This window comes from Duganella sp. GW821-FHT07F09, assembly GCF_059418705.1.
Window position 1 is genome coordinate 260,150 of sequence record NZ_JBWKQJ010000003.1, and the last position, 14,652, is coordinate 274,801.

Below are 14,652 nucleotides of genomic sequence, written 5' to 3' on the forward strand. Positions count from 1 at the left end.
AGTCACTAAATCGTCACTCACATGGAAAATCCCATGCCGCTCACACGCTCTCTCCTGATACTCGCCGCCGCCGGTGCGGCGGGTTGCGCCGTCGGACCGGACTACAGCCGGCCCGCCACTCCCTTGCCGGAACGCTACCTCGGACAAGCCGCCGTCGAGCAGCGCCAGGCCGTCGCCAGCGCCGACCTCGTCGCCTGGTGGGAGGGGTTCGGCGATGCGCAGCTGACCCGCTACGTTACGTTGGCGCTGGCGCAGAACCTGGACCTGGCGCAGGCGGCGGCGCGCGTGGCCCAGGCGCGCGCCGGACTAGGCGCGGCCAACGCCGCGCTGCTGCCGTCGGGCACCGTCGGCGCGCAGGGCGCGCGCGCCTACCAGTCGGTGGAGACGCCGCTGGGACAGGTGCTCAATTCGCAACCGGGCTTCGACCGTTACGGCAACTCGTACGAGGCCAATCTGGGCGTCGGCTGGGAAGTGGACGCCTTCGGCGGCTTGCGCCGCGGGCGCGAGGCGGCGCTGGCGGATTACCAGGCGTCGGCGGCGGGGGCGGCCGCGGCCCGGCTGGCCGTTGCGGCCCAGACCGCCGACATCTATATCGGCATCCGCGGCCTGCAAGCCCGCCTCGACATCGCGCGCGGACAGGTGAAGACGCAGCAGGAGTTGCTGTCGACGCTCAATCTGCTATACGGCAAGGGCCTGGCGGCCGAGCTGCAGGTGCGCCAGGTCGAGGGCGCGCTGGCGCAGGTCCGGGCCACGGTGCCGGTGCTGGAGGCCGGGCTGGACACCGCCATGAACGCGCTGGACGTGATGCTGGGCACGGCCCCGGGCACCCACCGCGACGAGCTGGCGGCGGCCGGCGCCGGTACTTCGATAGCGGCGACCGCGGCGATACCGGCGGCGCCGGCCATCGCCGCCACCGGAACGCCCGGCGACCTGCTGCGTCGCCGGCCCGACCTGATCGTGGCCGAGCGCCGGCTGGCGGCGTCGAACGCCCGCATCGGCGTCGCCGTCGCCGAGTACTACCCCAAGCTGTCGTTCAGCGGATTGATCGGCAGCGCGACAGCGGTGTCCGGCGGCAATCTGTTCACCGGCGGCGCCAGCCAGGCCGCCGGCGTGCTCGGCTTGCGCTGGCGCCTGTTCGACTTCGGCCGCATCGACGCCGAGATCGAACTGGCCAAGGGGCGCGAGGCCGAGTCGCTGGCCGCCTACCGGCTGGCCGTGCTGCGCGCCACCGAAGAGGTGGAAAACGCCTTGTCGGCGCTGGTCAAGCGCGAGGACCAGGCCGTCATCCTGGCCGGGGGTGTCGACGCGCTCGGGCGGGCCCGGGGCGCCGCGTTCGCGGCCTACCAGAAAGGGGTGGTCAGCCTGATCGAAGTGTTGCAAGCGGACGAGAACCTGTTGCGCGCCACCGACGCGCGGGCGCAGGCGCAAACCGAGTCCGCGCGGGCGGCGGTGGCGGCCTTCAAAGCGCTCGGCGGCGGCTGGCAGTCGGGGCAAGCCGGGCCGGCGGCGGCCGTGGCGCTGGCCGGCGCGCGTTTTTCGCGGTAATTGCTTAATAGTATCTTGTGGAGATCGCCCATCACAATTAAGATTGTGCGATTGAAAACAAAAGTCGTTGCGGCACGCTGGCGTCGCCGAAATGCGGAAAGTTAGCCGGTCACCATGTTTCAACCCCGCTATCGATGGGCCACTGGCCGCGCCTCATGGCGCGCCGCCGCCGCGTGGCTGGCTGCGGGGGTGATGAGTTGGTTGCTGGCGGCCGCCCCGGCGGCGGCCCAGCAGTTGTCGCTGCGTAACTACGGTCAGTTGGACGGCTTGGCCAATCTGGTCGTCATGGCGCTGGCCCAGGACCGCGCCGGCTATCTTTGGGTCGGCACCGAGAACGGCTTGTTCCGCTTCGACGGCAATCGGTTCCAGCGCATCGACCAAGGGCTCGACGACGCGCTGATCAGCGCGCTGCATGTGGATGCCGGCGGACGGCTGTGGGTGGGCACGGAGCATGGATTGTTCGTGCTCGACGGACAGCGGCTGCGTCCGGTGTTGGGAGCGGACGGCGGCGTGCTTGGGATGGCGACCGGGCAGCGGTTCGCGTCGGTGGACGCCAACGAGTTGCTGGTGCTGGATCAAAACCAGCTGCGGCGGGTGCGGCCGGACGGCAAGGGCGGCTGGCAGGCCACGCCGTTCTACAGCGCAGCGCAAATCGCCGCCACGCCCGCCCTGGCCGACATCGCCGGCATCCTGCGCGACCCCGACGGCACCTTGTGGCTGGGCTGTGGGCGCGCGCTGTGCCGCCAGCGGGGCGGCGCGCTGACGGTGCTCGGCGCCGCCCAGGGCCTGCCGGACCAGCGCTGGTTCGCGCTGCGGCGCGACGCCGGCGGCATGCTCTGGGTGGGGGATTCGAACCGGCTGATGGTGCTCTCGGCGGACGAGCAACATTTCAGCGAGCGCACCCCGGAGCACTTCGGCATGCCCAAAAAAGGCTGGCCGACGCCGCTGTTGCTTGACGGCGACGGCCGCATGCTCAGCATCACCGACAACGGCGTGTTCCGCATCGGCGCCAAGGGCACGGAACGTTACGGGGCGGAGCAGGGCCTGCGCGTCGGCACCGACCTGCATGCGCTGCTGCTGGACCGGCACGGCGATTTGTGGATCGGCGTGCCCGGAAACGGCCTGGTGCAGTGGCAAGGCTATCGCCGCTGGGAGAACTGGTCCACGGCCCAGGGCTTGCCGCATGACGACGTCTGGGCGCTGTTGCGCACGCGCGAAGGCGTATTGCATCTCGGTACCGGCGGCGGACTGGTGTCGCAACGCGGCAACCGTTTCGTGCCGTGGACCGGCGATCCGGCCCAGCCCCAGCGCTGGACCGCGTTGGCCGAGGACAGGCACGGCGACGTCTGGGCGGGAGGCCAGGGCCGCGTGGTGCGCCGCGACCGCAACAGCGGCGAGGGCCATATCGTGGCGCGCCTGCCCATCAGCGATATCTTCCAATTGTTGTTCGACGCCGACGGCCGCTTGTGGATCTGCACCCGGCGCGGGCTGTATGTGATCGACGATCCCTACGGCGAGCCGGTGGCGCGGCGGGTCGACACGCCCGCCGAATTATTGGGGGCGCACGCCGCCTTCGCCAGCGCCTGCCGCGACGCCGGCGGCCGCCTGTGGTTCGCCAGCGACAAGGGATTGCTGCGCCTCGGCATCGACGGTAAATGGTCGCGGCTGTTGTCGCCGCGGGCCGGCGACTTCTTCCAGCTCGTCGCCTGTGACGGCGATACGTTGTGGTTGGGCGACGACACGCATTTGTGGCGCGCCAACGCGGCCGAATCGCAGCCGCAGCCGCGCCAGATCGAGCATGCCGTGCTGGACGGCAGGAGGCTCCAATCGCTGCTGGTGGACCGGCGCCACTGGCTGTGGCTGGGCACCGACGCCGGACTGATGGTATGGAACGGCCAGCGCTGGCGCCTGTTCAACCAGCAAAGCGGCATGGTCTGGAACGACAGCAACCAGAACGCGATCATGGAGGATCGCGACGGCTCGATCTGGGTGGGCACCAGCAACGGCACCGCCCACCTGCTGCGGCCCGAGGAATTGTTCGGACCGCACACCATCCCGCTGCAGCTGGCGTCGATGCGCTATGGCGGCAGCGCGCTGGCGGGCGCGGTCGCGCCGTGGAGCGGCGCCACGCTGGACGTGCAACTGGCGGCGCCGGTGTTCCAGAACCACGAATCGCTGGCCTATCGCTACCGCCTGCTGGGCCAGGAGGAGCAATGGACGACCAGCAAAAATGGCGAGCTGCGCTACGCGGCGCTGGCGCCCGGCAGGTACCGCCTGCAAGTGGTGGCCGACCACGGGGCGTTGCAGACCAGCTCGGCCATGCTCGACCTGCCGCTGACCATCAGCCCGCCGTGGTGGCGCACGCTGTGGGCGTATGCCGGCGCCGCGCTACTGATCGTCGGCGCGCTGATTTATGCGTACCGGCTGCGGATCTGGAAGCTGGCGGCGCAGCGCGACGCGCTCGAGCGGGAGGTGGCGGCGCGCACGGCCGAGGTGCTGCGGCAAAAAGCGCTGGCCGACCAGCAGCGCCGGGAGGCGCAATCGGCCCGCGCCAAGGCGGAGGAGGCGACCCAGGCCAAGTCGATGTTCCTGGCCAATATGAGTCACGAGATCCGCACGCCGATGAACGCGGTGATCGGCTTGTCGCATCTGGTGCTGGCCGGCGAGTTGCCGGTCGGGCAACGCGACTACATCCAGAAGATCCACAACGCCGGCAACTCGCTGCTGGCCATCATCAACGACATCCTGGATTTCTCCAAGATCGAGGCCGGCAAGCTCGATATCGCCTATGCCGATTTCGACCTCGACGACACGCTGGCCCACGTCGCCGTCATCAGCGCCGGCGGCATCGGCGACAAGGCGCTCGAATGCCATTTCGACGTGGCCCCCGACGTGCCGCGCCGCCTGCGCGGCGACGCCCAGCGCCTGGGGCAGGTGCTGATCAACCTGCTCAACAACGCGCTCAAGTTCACCTTGCGCGGCGAGGTGGGGCTGGCGGTGCGCATGCTCGAACAGCAGGCCGGGCGGGTGTTGCTGGAATTTAGCGTGCGCGACACCGGCATCGGCATGTCGGCCGAAGAGCTGGGGCGGCTGTTCCAGGCGTTCACCCAGGCCGACAATTCCGCCAGCCGCCGGTTCGGCGGCACCGGGCTGGGCCTGAGTATTTGCCAGAACCTGATCGGCTTGATGGGCGGCACCATCCGCGTCGAGAGCGAGTTCGGCGTCGGCAGCCGTTTCATCGTCGAGCTCTGGCTGGAGCGCGCCGCCGCCGCCGCGCCGGCGCCGCACCCGGCGCCCGGCCAGCGCGCCTACGTCCCGCAATTCAAGGGCGCGCGGGTGTTGCTGGTGGAGGACAACGACATCAACCAGGAGATCGCCGTCGGCTTGCTCGGCGCCTGCGGGATCGAGGTCGACCTCGCGGTCAACGGCCGCGAGGCCATCGATCTGCTGCAGGCGCGGCACGCGGCCGGCATGGACCAGCCCATGGACCACTATTACCAGCTGGTCTTCATGGACTTGCATATGCCGGAACTCGACGGCCACGCCACCACCATGCGCCTGCGCCGGGACGCGCGCTTCGACGCGCTGCCGATCGTCGCCATGACGGCCAACGCCATGCCCGAGCAACGCCAGCGCTGCCTGGCGGAGGGATTCAACGACCATATCAGCAAACCGCTGATACCCGCCGAACTGCACCGCATGTTGCATCAGTACCTGCCGGCCGCCACGGCGGACCGGTCGGGCGGTGGCGGGACCGGCGTGCCGGCGCGGTCGCTGCCAGACAAGCTGCCGGGCCTGGACATGGCGTGCGCGCTGCGCGGCGTCAACGGCGACGAGGCGCTGCTGCTCAAGGTGCTGCGGCTGTTCCTCCGGGACGAGCGCGATTGCGCCGGCAGGATACGCGCGGCGGTGGCGCGGCGCGACTATGGCGCCGCCATGCGCCATGCGCATTCGCTGCGCGGCTTGGCCGCGGGCATCGGCGCGGCGCCGATCGCGCAGCTGGCCGGGGAGCTGGAGCAGGCGGCGCGCGGCGCGCCGTCCACGCTGTCGGCCATGGGGCCGGCGCTCGAGTCGCTCGAGGACGCGCTGGCGCTGCTGTGCGACGGTCTGGACGCGTGTTTGCCGGCGGAGGATGTGGCCGCCGCCGGCCCCGGGCGGGCGCGCGGGGATTGGCTGGCCGACTTGCGGCGCCTGGCCGACCTGATGCGCGACGGCGACACCGCCGCGATCGCCATGTTCGCCGCCTGCGCGGCGGAGTTCAAGACCGACTTCGGCGCGTGGGACGGCGAGGCGATACAGCGCGGCCTGGACGATCTCGATTTCGAGGGCGCGCACGCGGCCTTGCAATGGGTGATCTACAAGCATGAGCTGGCCCTATGAACTGGCCCTATGAACTGGCCCTATGAGCGGCCTGCGTGAGCTGTGCCGGCCGACCGGAGGCGCGCATTGACTTTTACGTCAAAGCGCGAGACTATATTGTGAAAACGTTTTCATAAAATAGGAGATCATCGTTGAAACCAGCACCAGTCCGCCGTCGAGGCGCAGGAAAAATCACCGCGATGGCGGCCTTGTTGCCGCTGTTGGCCGCCGTCGGCCACGGCCACGCCGCACCCGCCGCGCTCGCCGGCGAGCGTGAAATCAAGCTCGACCAGATCGGCTACCTGCCGGGATCGGCCAAGGTCGCCGTGGTCCCGAACGTCGACGGCGCCGCCTTCAGCGTCGTCAAGGCGGGCAGCGACACCGTCGCGATGCGCGGCACCCTGGGCGCGGCGGCGGCCTACGCGCCGGCGGGCGAAACCGTCCGCCTGGCCAACTTCAGCGACTTGGCGGCGCCGGGGCGCTACCAGCTGCGCGTGGCGGGGCTGCCCGATTCGGCGCCGTTCACGGTCGGCGCCGACGCCTACCAGGCGCTCAACGCCGCCGCGATCAAGGCCTATTACCTCAACCGCGCCGGCATCGCCTTGCCCGAAAAACATGCCGGGATCTTCGCCCGCAAGGCGGGGCATCCGGACACCAACGTGCAGATCCACGAATCGGCGGCCAGCGCCGCGCGCCCGGCCGGCACCGTCATTTCCAGCCCCAAGGGCTGGTACGACGCCGGCGACTACAACAAATACATCGTCAACTCGGGCATCACGACCTACACCTTGCTGGCCGCCTACGAGGATTCCCCGGAGTTCTACAAGGCGCAGAACCTCAACATCCCCGAGAGCGGCAACGGCATCCCCGACATCCTCAACGAGGTGTTGTGGAACCTGGACTGGATGCTCACCATGCAGGACCCCGCCGATGGCGGCGTCTACCACAAGCTGACCGACAAGTCCTTCGATGGCATGGTGATGCCGGACCAGGCCAGGCAGCAGCGCTATGTGGTGCAAAAGACCACCGCCGCAGCGCTCGACTTCGCCGCCGTGATGGCGACCGCGAGCCGCGTGCTGAAGCCGTATGACGGCAAGCTGAACGGGATCTCGGCGCGCGCGCTGGCCGCGTCCAAGGCCGCGTGGCAGTGGGCGCAGAAGAATCCCGCCGTCTATTATCGCCAGCCCAAGGACATCCGCACCGGCGAATACGGCGACGCCAATGTGAGCGACGAGTTCGGGTGGGCGGCGGCCGAGCTGTATATCGGCACCGGCGACGACGCCTACTACAAGGCGATGCGCGCGCCGCAACTGAAGGCGACCATTCCATCGTGGAGCGATGTGGGCGGGCTGGCCTGGATGTCGCTGGCGCGTCACCGCAAGCAGCTGACGCCGGCCGCCGACCAGGCGCTGATCGCCGCCAGGATAGACGGCCTGGCCGGCGATCTGGCCAAGGTGTGGAAGGACTCGGCCTATGGCATCACCATGCAGGCCGGCGACTATGTCTGGGGCAGCAGCGCCGTGGTGTTGAACCAGTCGATGATGCTGCTGCAAGGCTACCGGCTGAACGGCAAGCGCGAGTATCTGCAGGCGGCCCAGTCCGGGCTGGACTATGTGCTCGGCCGCAACGCGGTCGGCACGTCGTTCGTCACCGGCTACGGAACGCGGTCGGCGCTGCACCCGCACCACCGGCCTTCGGCGGCGGACGGCATCGCCGCGCCGGTCCCCGGCTTCCTGGTCGGCGGCCCGCAGCCGGGCCAGCAGGACAAGGGCGATTGCCCGGTGTCCTATCCGTCGGCGGTGCCGGCCAAGTCCTGGCTGGATCACGATTGCTCCTACGCCAGCAATGAAATCGCCATCAACTGGAACGCGCCGCTGGTGTACGTGTCGGGGGCGATCCAGGCGCTGACGCCGGCGCCGGAAGGATTATCAAAAAAGTAAGCGCCGCAACGGATAGTTGTGTATAAAGACACTTCGTTCAGCAACGTCGTGTCTGTTTATGAATCACCCTCGCATTCGCGCCATCCTGTGGGCGGCCGTTCTGGTTATCTGCCTGGGCGGCTGTTCCCTGGTCAAACTCAAGGACGACTCCAGCGCTTTTTACTCATCCACCGTGCTTGCCGGCTACGTCACCAGCGCGGTGCCATGGGACAAACCGGTGGTGGTCGCCGCCTATGCCCGCCACGGCCGCGATGGCTTGCCCGACATCGCTCACCATGCGCTGCTGCATGAAGCCGGCGGCTACGAGCTGATCGTGCCCAAGGGCGATTACACCGTCTTCGCTTTCGGCGACGCCAACGGCAACCTGGCGCTGGACGCCGGCGAACCGTTCGGCGTCTACACGACCGTGCCGGTGCGGGCCAGCGGCGCGGGCGCGCTGATCAATCTCGATTTCGCCATATCGAACCTGGCGCCGCCGCAGGAGCGCGCGGTGCCGCCTGGAACGTCCGTCGCCGGGCGCCCGGCGCACAGCACCCAGGGCGGCGCCATCGCCAGCCTGGACGATCCCGTGTTTTCGGCGGAATCCGGGCGGCGCGGCTACTGGGCGCCGGTCGAGTTCTTCAAGGAGGTGGGCGGCAATATCTACTTCCTGGACGAGTATGATCCGGCCAAGACACCGATTTTGTTCGTCCATGGCGCGGCGGGCTCGCCGCAGGACTGGCGATATTTTGTCGAGCATCTGGACCGCCGCCGCTACCAGCCATGGATTTTTTACTACCCGTCCGGGGCCTCGCTCGATTCGATGTCCTACCTGCTGTACTGGAAGCTGGGCAATCTGCAGCGGCGCTACCACTTCAATCGGCTCTACCTGACCGCGCACAGCATGGGCGGCCTGGTCGCGCGGTCCTTCCTGGCGACCTACGGCGATCAATTTCCCTCCATTAAGCTGTTCGTCAGCCTGTCCTCGCCGTGGGGCGGGGACCCGGCGGCCGACCAGGGCGTGGCGTACTCTCCGGCCGTCATCCCGTCGTGGCGCGATGTGCGGTCCGGCGGCCGCTTCGTGCACAAACTGTTCGACAAGCCCTTGCCGCGCGATCTGGATTATTACCTGTTCTTCGGCCACGGCGGCCGTTACAGCCTGCTGCGCCAGGCCAGCAGCGATGGCGTGATCACGCTCGACAGCCAGCTGCGTCCGGCGGCCCAGGCCGAGGCCCGGCGCCTGTTCGGCTACGGCGCCGACCACGTCGGCATATTGTCGTCGCCCGCGGCCTTCGCGCAGTATGCGGCGCTGCTGGGGGAGGCCGACCGCAAAGGCGGCGAGTCCGGCGCCGCGCGCGAGGGCCGCTTGCGCCTGGGGTTTTCCTACGCGCCGGGAAGCGCGGCGACGGCGGCCCAACCCGTGCTGGTGCTCACGCCCGAGCAGGCGGGTGGCGAGCCTATCGTCGTGCCGATCAGCGCGCTCGACAGCGGCCGCGAGTTGGGGCCGTTCCCGGCCGGCGCCTACCGTGCCGGCCTGGTCGCCCGCGCCTTCCGCAGTACGCCGGCGAGCGTGCCGGTCACCATCGGCGCCGGCGCGACCGCCGACCTGGCTTTTCTGCTGGCGCCGCAGGGAACCTTGTCCGGTTATATCGGCGCCGACGTCACCGCCGCCGACAACCCGGCCGGCAGTTTTCGCGAGGGGCGCCGCGACATCGGCATCGAGTCCATCGTGCTGACCGATGGCACCGACCGGCGCGAGATCCGGCCGGCCGGCGACACCCGGGACCGTTCGTTCGATGCCTACCTGGCGGGCGAGGATTATGCCTTCGGCTCGTTCTTTTCCTTCGTCGGCCTGAACGAAGGCAGCTATGAACTGACGATCAAGGTGAGCGGCTTTCAGCCGTACCGGCAAACTTATTCCGTTGCGCCGGGGACGTACGGGTACCTGACCCCGATCGATCTGGAACCGTTGCGATGAGCGCCGCCGGACGATTCAAGAGCGGTGCGCCAGACGGGCCTGGCGCCAGCGCCGCGGCGGCATGCCGGTGAGTTTTTTGAACACGGCGCTGAAGTGCGCCTGGGTGCGAAAGCCGACCATCAACGCCACGTCGAGCACCCCGTGATCGGTGTGCAGCAGGGCGGCCTGCGCGACCTCGATGCGACGACGCAGTACATAGTTGTGGGGCGAGAGGCCCGTGCTGGCGCGAAACAGCCGGGCGAAATGCATGGCGGTAAAGCCGGCAGCGCGCGACAGTTCGGCCAACGATAGCGGCTCGGACAGGTGCGCCTCGACATAGGCGCAGGCCCGTTTCAGCCGCCAGGATTGCAGGGGAGGGGACGGGTGCATGTGGCCCAGCGTACGCGCATGGCGCCGGCGTTCAGTGTGTTTCCGCGCATTGGGCGGAATAGTTTTCCGTGGTGCGTTTAGACAAACCGGCACCGCCCGGCGCGGCCATGCTGGGTGTGCCGCAGCCGTCGGCACGCCGCGAGCTTCGCTCAGAAAGCACCGCCATGATCCAGCACCTCCCTTTCTTTGGTCGCCGCCACGCGACCATGACCGCCACGGGCCGGCCGTGAAGGCGCTGGTCTACCGGGGTGGTGGCCTGATCGCGTGGCAGGACCACCCCATGCCGGCCTTGCGCGATCCCGGCGACGCCATCGTCCGCATGCTCAAGACCACCGTCTGCGGCACCGACCTGCACATCGTGCGCGGCGGGGTGCCCACCTGCACCCCGGGCCGCGTGCTCGGTCACGAGGGCGTCGGCGTCATCGAGTCGGCCGGCGCCGGCGTCACGCTGCTGCGCCCGGGCGACCACGTGCTGATCTCGGGCATCTCCAGCTGCGGCCGGTGCGGACACTGCCAGCGCGGATTGTTTACGCATTGCCCCGCCGGCGGCTGGAAACTGGGCAATACGATCGACGGCACGCAGGCCGAATACGTCCGCATTCCGCACGCGCAGACGAGCTTGTGCGCCATCCCCGCCGGCGCCGCCGAGGCGGCGATGGCCACGCTCGGCGACATGCTGCCGACCGGCTTCGAATGCGGGCTCTTGAGCGGCAAGGTGGCGCCGGGATCGGCGCTGGCCATCGTCGGCGCCGGAGCGGCCGGACTGGCCGCGCTGCTGGCGGCGCGCTTGCTCGCGCCGGCGAAGATCATCGTCATCGATCTCGGCCAGGACAGGCAGGCGCTGGCGTTGCGGCTCGGCGCCACCTACGCGCTCGACAGCGCGCGCGGCGATACCGTCGCGCGCGTGCTGGCCCTGACGGCCGGGCGCGGCGTCGACGTGGCGATCGACGCGGTGGGGGTGCCGGCCACCGTCGCGCTATGCCGCGACATCGCCGCCCGCCAGGGCGAGGTGCTCGAGCTCCGTACGGGGGACAAGGCGGCGCGCCCGGGGCTCGACAAGTTGTGGTCGCGCAACATCGCGCTGACGTCGCGGTTGATCGACCGGGTGTCGACGCCGGCGCTGTTGAAGAAGGCCGCCGCCGGCCTCGTCGAACCGCTGGACCTGGTTCCCCAGCGCTTCCAGTTCAAGCACATGCTCGACGCCTACGACGCCGTGCGCCGCGCCGCCGAGACCGGCGCGCGCCGGGTCATCGTCGAGGCCTGAGGGGCGTACGGGCGTCCGGCGCCGTCACGGGAAAAGCAGCGCGAGCTGGGCCTCGCCGGCGACGCCCTCGTCGCCGCGCGCGGCCGCCAGGCGGCGGTCGGTGCGGCCGGTGCGGCGGTTCGGCTGCGCGCCGCGCGCCGGCCTGTGCTCGGGCGCCGCGCCGGCCGGCGGCGACGTCGCCAGCAGGCGCGTCGTTTCGCGCCGCATCACGCCGTAGCACTCGCACACGTGTTCCTCCAGGCCGGCGCGCGTGAGCACGCGGATATGGCCGCGCCTGCAACTGATGAGGCCCAAGGTCTGCAGGCGGCCGGCCGCGTCGGTGATGCCTTCGCGCCGCACCCCCAGGATGCCGGCCAGCGCCTCCTGGGTCACCGCCAGCTCGCTGCTGGGCGAGTGGTCGAGCGCCTGCAGCAGCCAGCGGCACAGCCGTTGCACCGTCGAGTGGTGGCCGTTGCACACGGCCGATTGGGCCAACTGCACCATCAACACCCGGGTGTAGCGCATCAGCAGGTCGAACAGCGGCCCCTTGCGGTGGAATTCGGTCAGCAGCACGCCGGCGCGCAAGCGGTAGCCATGGCCGGCGCTGTGCACGACGGCGCGGTTGGGGGCCGCCGCGCCGCCCATGAACAGCGTCACGCCCAGCAAGCCCTCGTGGCCGACGCTGGCGATTTCCGACGCGCCGCCGTCCTCCAGGTCGTACTGCACCGAGATCACGGCCGTGGCCGGGAAATAGACGAACGTCAGCGGGCTGCCGCTTTGATACAGCACGTCGCCTTGCGCCATGTCCACCAGTTCGAGATGCGCGGCCAATCTACCGAACTCGGCGGGCGATAGCAGCGCCAGCATCGCGTTCTGTTTGGGATGGGCATTTCGCATGGGGTCAAATCCTTAATGAAAAAACAATTTCCATAATGCAGGCTGGCACCCCGGCCGCGCGCCGTCTGTGCGCTTCCCCACACAGCGAAGTCGATAACACGGCGATATGCGGATGTTTTGTGCGAAAACCCACAGAAGCGCGGCCGCGCCGACGTCAGCATGTGTCAACGGGACCGGCGCTTCGGGGCGATCCCGGAAACCCGCTCTTCGGCGAGGCTTTTACTGTGCAGTGCGTCGGATGGGAACCTCATGACAGCCGACACAGACTATCCGCAAGCTATTCTGACCTGGCTCGAAACCAACGATACGCTTTTGCTGTGCCGCCGCTCGCTCCAGCTGTGGAACGCGATCCATGAGGAACTGTCGCCCATCGTCGGCGCCGAGGGCTTCCTCGCGCTGTACGGCCGCTGTATCGACCTGTGCGGCGAGGGCCGCCCGTGGCTGCGGCGCGCGCCTGCCGGCAGCGCGCCGGCGCTGTGTTTCGTCACGCTGGGCCTGCAACTGGCTTCGCGCGGCGCGCCCGAGGCGCTGGCCGCCAGCGGCGCCCTGTTCGGCAGATTCCACGCGTTGCTGCGGGTGCTCATCGGCGCGCCGCTGACCGACGGCGTGCTCGACGCGGCCTGGCGCGCGCTGGCGCCGGCGCCATCATCGCCACCATCATCATCACCACCACCAGAGGTTACGCTATGAGCGGCAACAGCATCGATCCACCGCGCGGGGAGCGCCGCGTCACGCGGCTCGACCGGCGCGCCACGGGCAAGGCGGCCGACGCCGCGCTGGCCGACCGCGGGCGTCAGATGAGCGCGCGCGAGGCGGTCATCGGCGCCGGCGAGGAGGCGTCGGCGCAGATGAAGCGCACCTTGCACCGCCATATCACCAAGTTGCGGCAAGCCAACGCCCATCTGGTCATCGCCACCCTGGAGGCGCACGTGATGACCGAGGAGGTGCGGCGCGCCAAGGACGCGCTGGGCCACATGGCCCACCACGATTTCCTCACCAACCTGCCCAACCGGCTGCTGCTGATGGAGCGCATGGCGCAGGCGATCGGCATGGCGCAGCGCCAGGGCGGCAAGATGGCCGTGCTGTTCATCGACCTGGACCGGTTCAAGGTCATCAACGATTCGCTCGGGCACGCCATCGGCGACCTGCTGCTGCAGACGGTGGGGCGGCGCCTGCTGGCGGCGATACGGGCCAGCGACACGGCCAGCCGCCAGGGCGGCGACGAGTTCGTCGTGCTGCTGGCCGAGGTCGCCGACGAGCGTTCGGTGTCCGGCTTCGCCGACAAGCTGTGCCGCGCGCTGGCCGAGCCGTATGAACTCGACGGCCAGACCGTGCACATCGGTGGCACCATCGGCATCAGCATGTACCCGGACGACGGCGAGCAGGCCGCCACGCTGATCGGCAACGCCGACGTGGCCATGTACCACGGCAAGCAGAGCGGGCGCGACCGGTGTTATTTCTACCGGCCCGAGATGAACCTGCGCGCGCTCGAGCGCCAGCGCGTCGAGGCCGACCTGCACCGCGCGTTGACGCGCGGCGAGTTCGAGCTGTATTACCAGCCCCGCGTCAATCTGGCCACCGGCGCCATCGCCGGCGCCGAGGCACTGCTGCGCTGGGCACATCCCGAGCACGGCGCGATGGCGCCGGCGCGCTTCATCCCGGTGGCCGAGGCCTGCGGCCTGATCGTGCCGATCGGCCATTGGGTGCTGCGCGAAGCGTGCATGCAGGCGGCGCGCTGGAAACGGGGCGGGCTCGATCCCGGCGTCATCGCGGTCAACATCTCGGCGCTGGAGTTCCGCGACGACGGCTTCGCCGGCCGCCTGCGCGCCGTCCTGGCCGACAGCGGCATGGCGCCGCACTGCCTGGAGCTGGAGATCACCGAGGGCGTGCTGATGGACGACGCCGGCGCCAGCGCGGCCATTCTGGCCGAGCTCAAGGAAATTGGCGTGCTGTTGGCCATCGACGATTTCGGCACCGGCTATTCCAGCCTGAGCTACCTGAACCGGTTTCCCGTCGACGTGCTCAAGATCGACCAGTCGTTCGTGCGCGAGATCAGCGCGGCGCCGGGCGACGGCATCATCGTCGGCGCGGTGATCGCCATGGGCGCGAGCCTCGGGCACAAGGTGGTGGCCGAGGGCGTGGAGCACCAGGCGCAACTGGACTTCCTGCGCGCGCACCATTGCGACGAGGGCCAGGGTTTCCTGTTCGGGCGGCCGTTGCCGGCGTCGGCGCTGGCGCCGTTGCTGGCGCGGCGCGGCCCGTGACGGCGCCTTGGCGGGCGAGGTATTTCCCTGCCGGAGGGCAAACCGGGGTATGGTGTGCTCATGTGCGCGGCGCCGCCG

General features: G+C 69.5%; 9 protein-coding genes. 7 read left to right on the forward strand and 2 right to left on the reverse strand.

Features of this window, described 5'->3' with window-relative positions:
- The first annotated feature begins 33 nt into the window (after nucleotides 1-33).
- From AC07P1_RS09710 to AC07P1_RS09725, 4 genes are all read left to right on the forward strand, one after another.
- Nucleotides 34-1,545, forward strand: coding sequence for an efflux transporter outer membrane subunit (locus AC07P1_RS09710; protein WP_494695594.1), 1,512 nt, complete (start codon nucleotides 34-36; stop codon nucleotides 1,543-1,545).
- A gap of 114 nt (nucleotides 1,546-1,659) precedes the next feature.
- The gene (locus tag AC07P1_RS09715; RefSeq protein ID WP_494695595.1) at nucleotides 1,660-5,925 is read left to right on the forward strand and encodes a hybrid sensor histidine kinase/response regulator; all 4,266 of its coding nucleotides are present in this window, start codon (nucleotides 1,660-1,662) and stop codon (nucleotides 5,923-5,925) included.
- A gap of 131 nt (nucleotides 5,926-6,056) precedes the next feature.
- The gene (locus AC07P1_RS09720; RefSeq protein ID WP_494695596.1) at nucleotides 6,057-7,844 is read left to right on the forward strand and encodes a glycoside hydrolase family 9 protein; all 1,788 of its coding nucleotides are present in this window, start codon (nucleotides 6,057-6,059) and stop codon (nucleotides 7,842-7,844) included.
- Between the two features lie 58 nt (nucleotides 7,845-7,902).
- The gene (locus AC07P1_RS09725) at nucleotides 7,903-9,801 is read left to right on the forward strand and encodes a lipase family alpha/beta hydrolase (RefSeq protein WP_494695597.1); all 1,899 of its coding nucleotides are present in this window, start codon (nucleotides 7,903-7,905) and stop codon (nucleotides 9,799-9,801) included.
- A gap of 15 nt (nucleotides 9,802-9,816) precedes the next feature.
- Here AC07P1_RS09725 and AC07P1_RS09730 read toward each other — a convergent pair whose 3' ends face one another.
- Nucleotides 9,817-10,170, reverse strand: coding sequence for a helix-turn-helix domain-containing protein (locus AC07P1_RS09730; protein ID WP_494695598.1), 354 nt, complete (start codon nucleotides 10,168-10,170; stop codon nucleotides 9,817-9,819).
- A 226-nt stretch (nucleotides 10,171-10,396) separates the two neighbouring features.
- Here AC07P1_RS09730 and AC07P1_RS09735 point away from each other — a divergent pair, with 226 nt between their 5' ends.
- Nucleotides 10,397-11,434, forward strand: a complete 1,038-nt coding sequence (locus AC07P1_RS09735; protein ID WP_494695599.1) for an alcohol dehydrogenase catalytic domain-containing protein — start codon at nucleotides 10,397-10,399, stop codon at nucleotides 11,432-11,434.
- A 24-nt stretch (nucleotides 11,435-11,458) separates the two neighbouring features.
- Here AC07P1_RS09735 and AC07P1_RS09740 read toward each other — a convergent pair whose 3' ends face one another.
- Complete coding sequence (locus AC07P1_RS09740) at nucleotides 11,459-12,310, reverse strand: Crp/Fnr family transcriptional regulator (RefSeq protein ID WP_494695600.1); 852 nt, start codon at nucleotides 12,308-12,310, stop codon at nucleotides 11,459-11,461.
- A 249-nt stretch (nucleotides 12,311-12,559) separates the two neighbouring features.
- On the opposite strand from AC07P1_RS09740, the gene AC07P1_RS09745 reads away from it, so the two are divergent.
- Both AC07P1_RS09745 and AC07P1_RS09750 read left to right on the forward strand, forming a co-directional pair.
- Nucleotides 12,560-13,000 carry a hypothetical protein gene (locus tag AC07P1_RS09745; protein ID WP_494695601.1) on the forward strand — a complete coding sequence of 147 codons (441 nt, stop codon included), beginning with the start codon at nucleotides 12,560-12,562 and terminating at the stop codon, nucleotides 12,998-13,000.
- A complete protein-coding gene (locus AC07P1_RS09750; protein ID WP_494695602.1) occupies nucleotides 12,997-14,574 on the forward strand; it encodes a putative bifunctional diguanylate cyclase/phosphodiesterase in 1,578 nt (525 codons plus the stop codon). The genes AC07P1_RS09745 and AC07P1_RS09750 overlap by 4 nt, the downstream gene beginning before the upstream one ends.
- The last annotated feature ends 78 nt before the right edge of the window (nucleotides 14,575-14,652 follow it).

Excerpts from the sequence above, each read along its gene's own strand:
- AC07P1_RS09710 (WP_494695594.1), top strand. The coding sequence starts at position 34 with ATGCCGCTCACACGCTCTCTCCTGATACTCGCCGCCGCCGGTGCGGCG.
- AC07P1_RS09715 (WP_494695595.1), top strand. The coding sequence starts at position 1,660 with ATGTTTCAACCCCGCTATCGATGGGCCACTGGCCGCGCCTCATGGCGC.
- AC07P1_RS09725 (WP_494695597.1), top strand. The coding sequence starts at position 7,903 with ATGAATCACCCTCGCATTCGCGCCATCCTGTGGGCGGCCGTTCTGGTT.
- AC07P1_RS09730 (WP_494695598.1), bottom strand. The coding sequence starts at position 10,170 with ATGCACCCGTCCCCTCCCCTGCAATCCTGGCGGCTGAAACGGGCCTGC.
- AC07P1_RS09740 (WP_494695600.1), bottom strand. The coding sequence starts at position 12,310 with ATGCGAAATGCCCATCCCAAACAGAACGCGATGCTGGCGCTGCTATCG.
- AC07P1_RS09745 (WP_494695601.1), top strand. The coding sequence starts at position 12,560 with ATGACAGCCGACACAGACTATCCGCAAGCTATTCTGACCTGGCTCGAA.
- AC07P1_RS09750 (WP_494695602.1), top strand. The coding sequence starts at position 12,997 with ATGAGCGGCAACAGCATCGATCCACCGCGCGGGGAGCGCCGCGTCACG.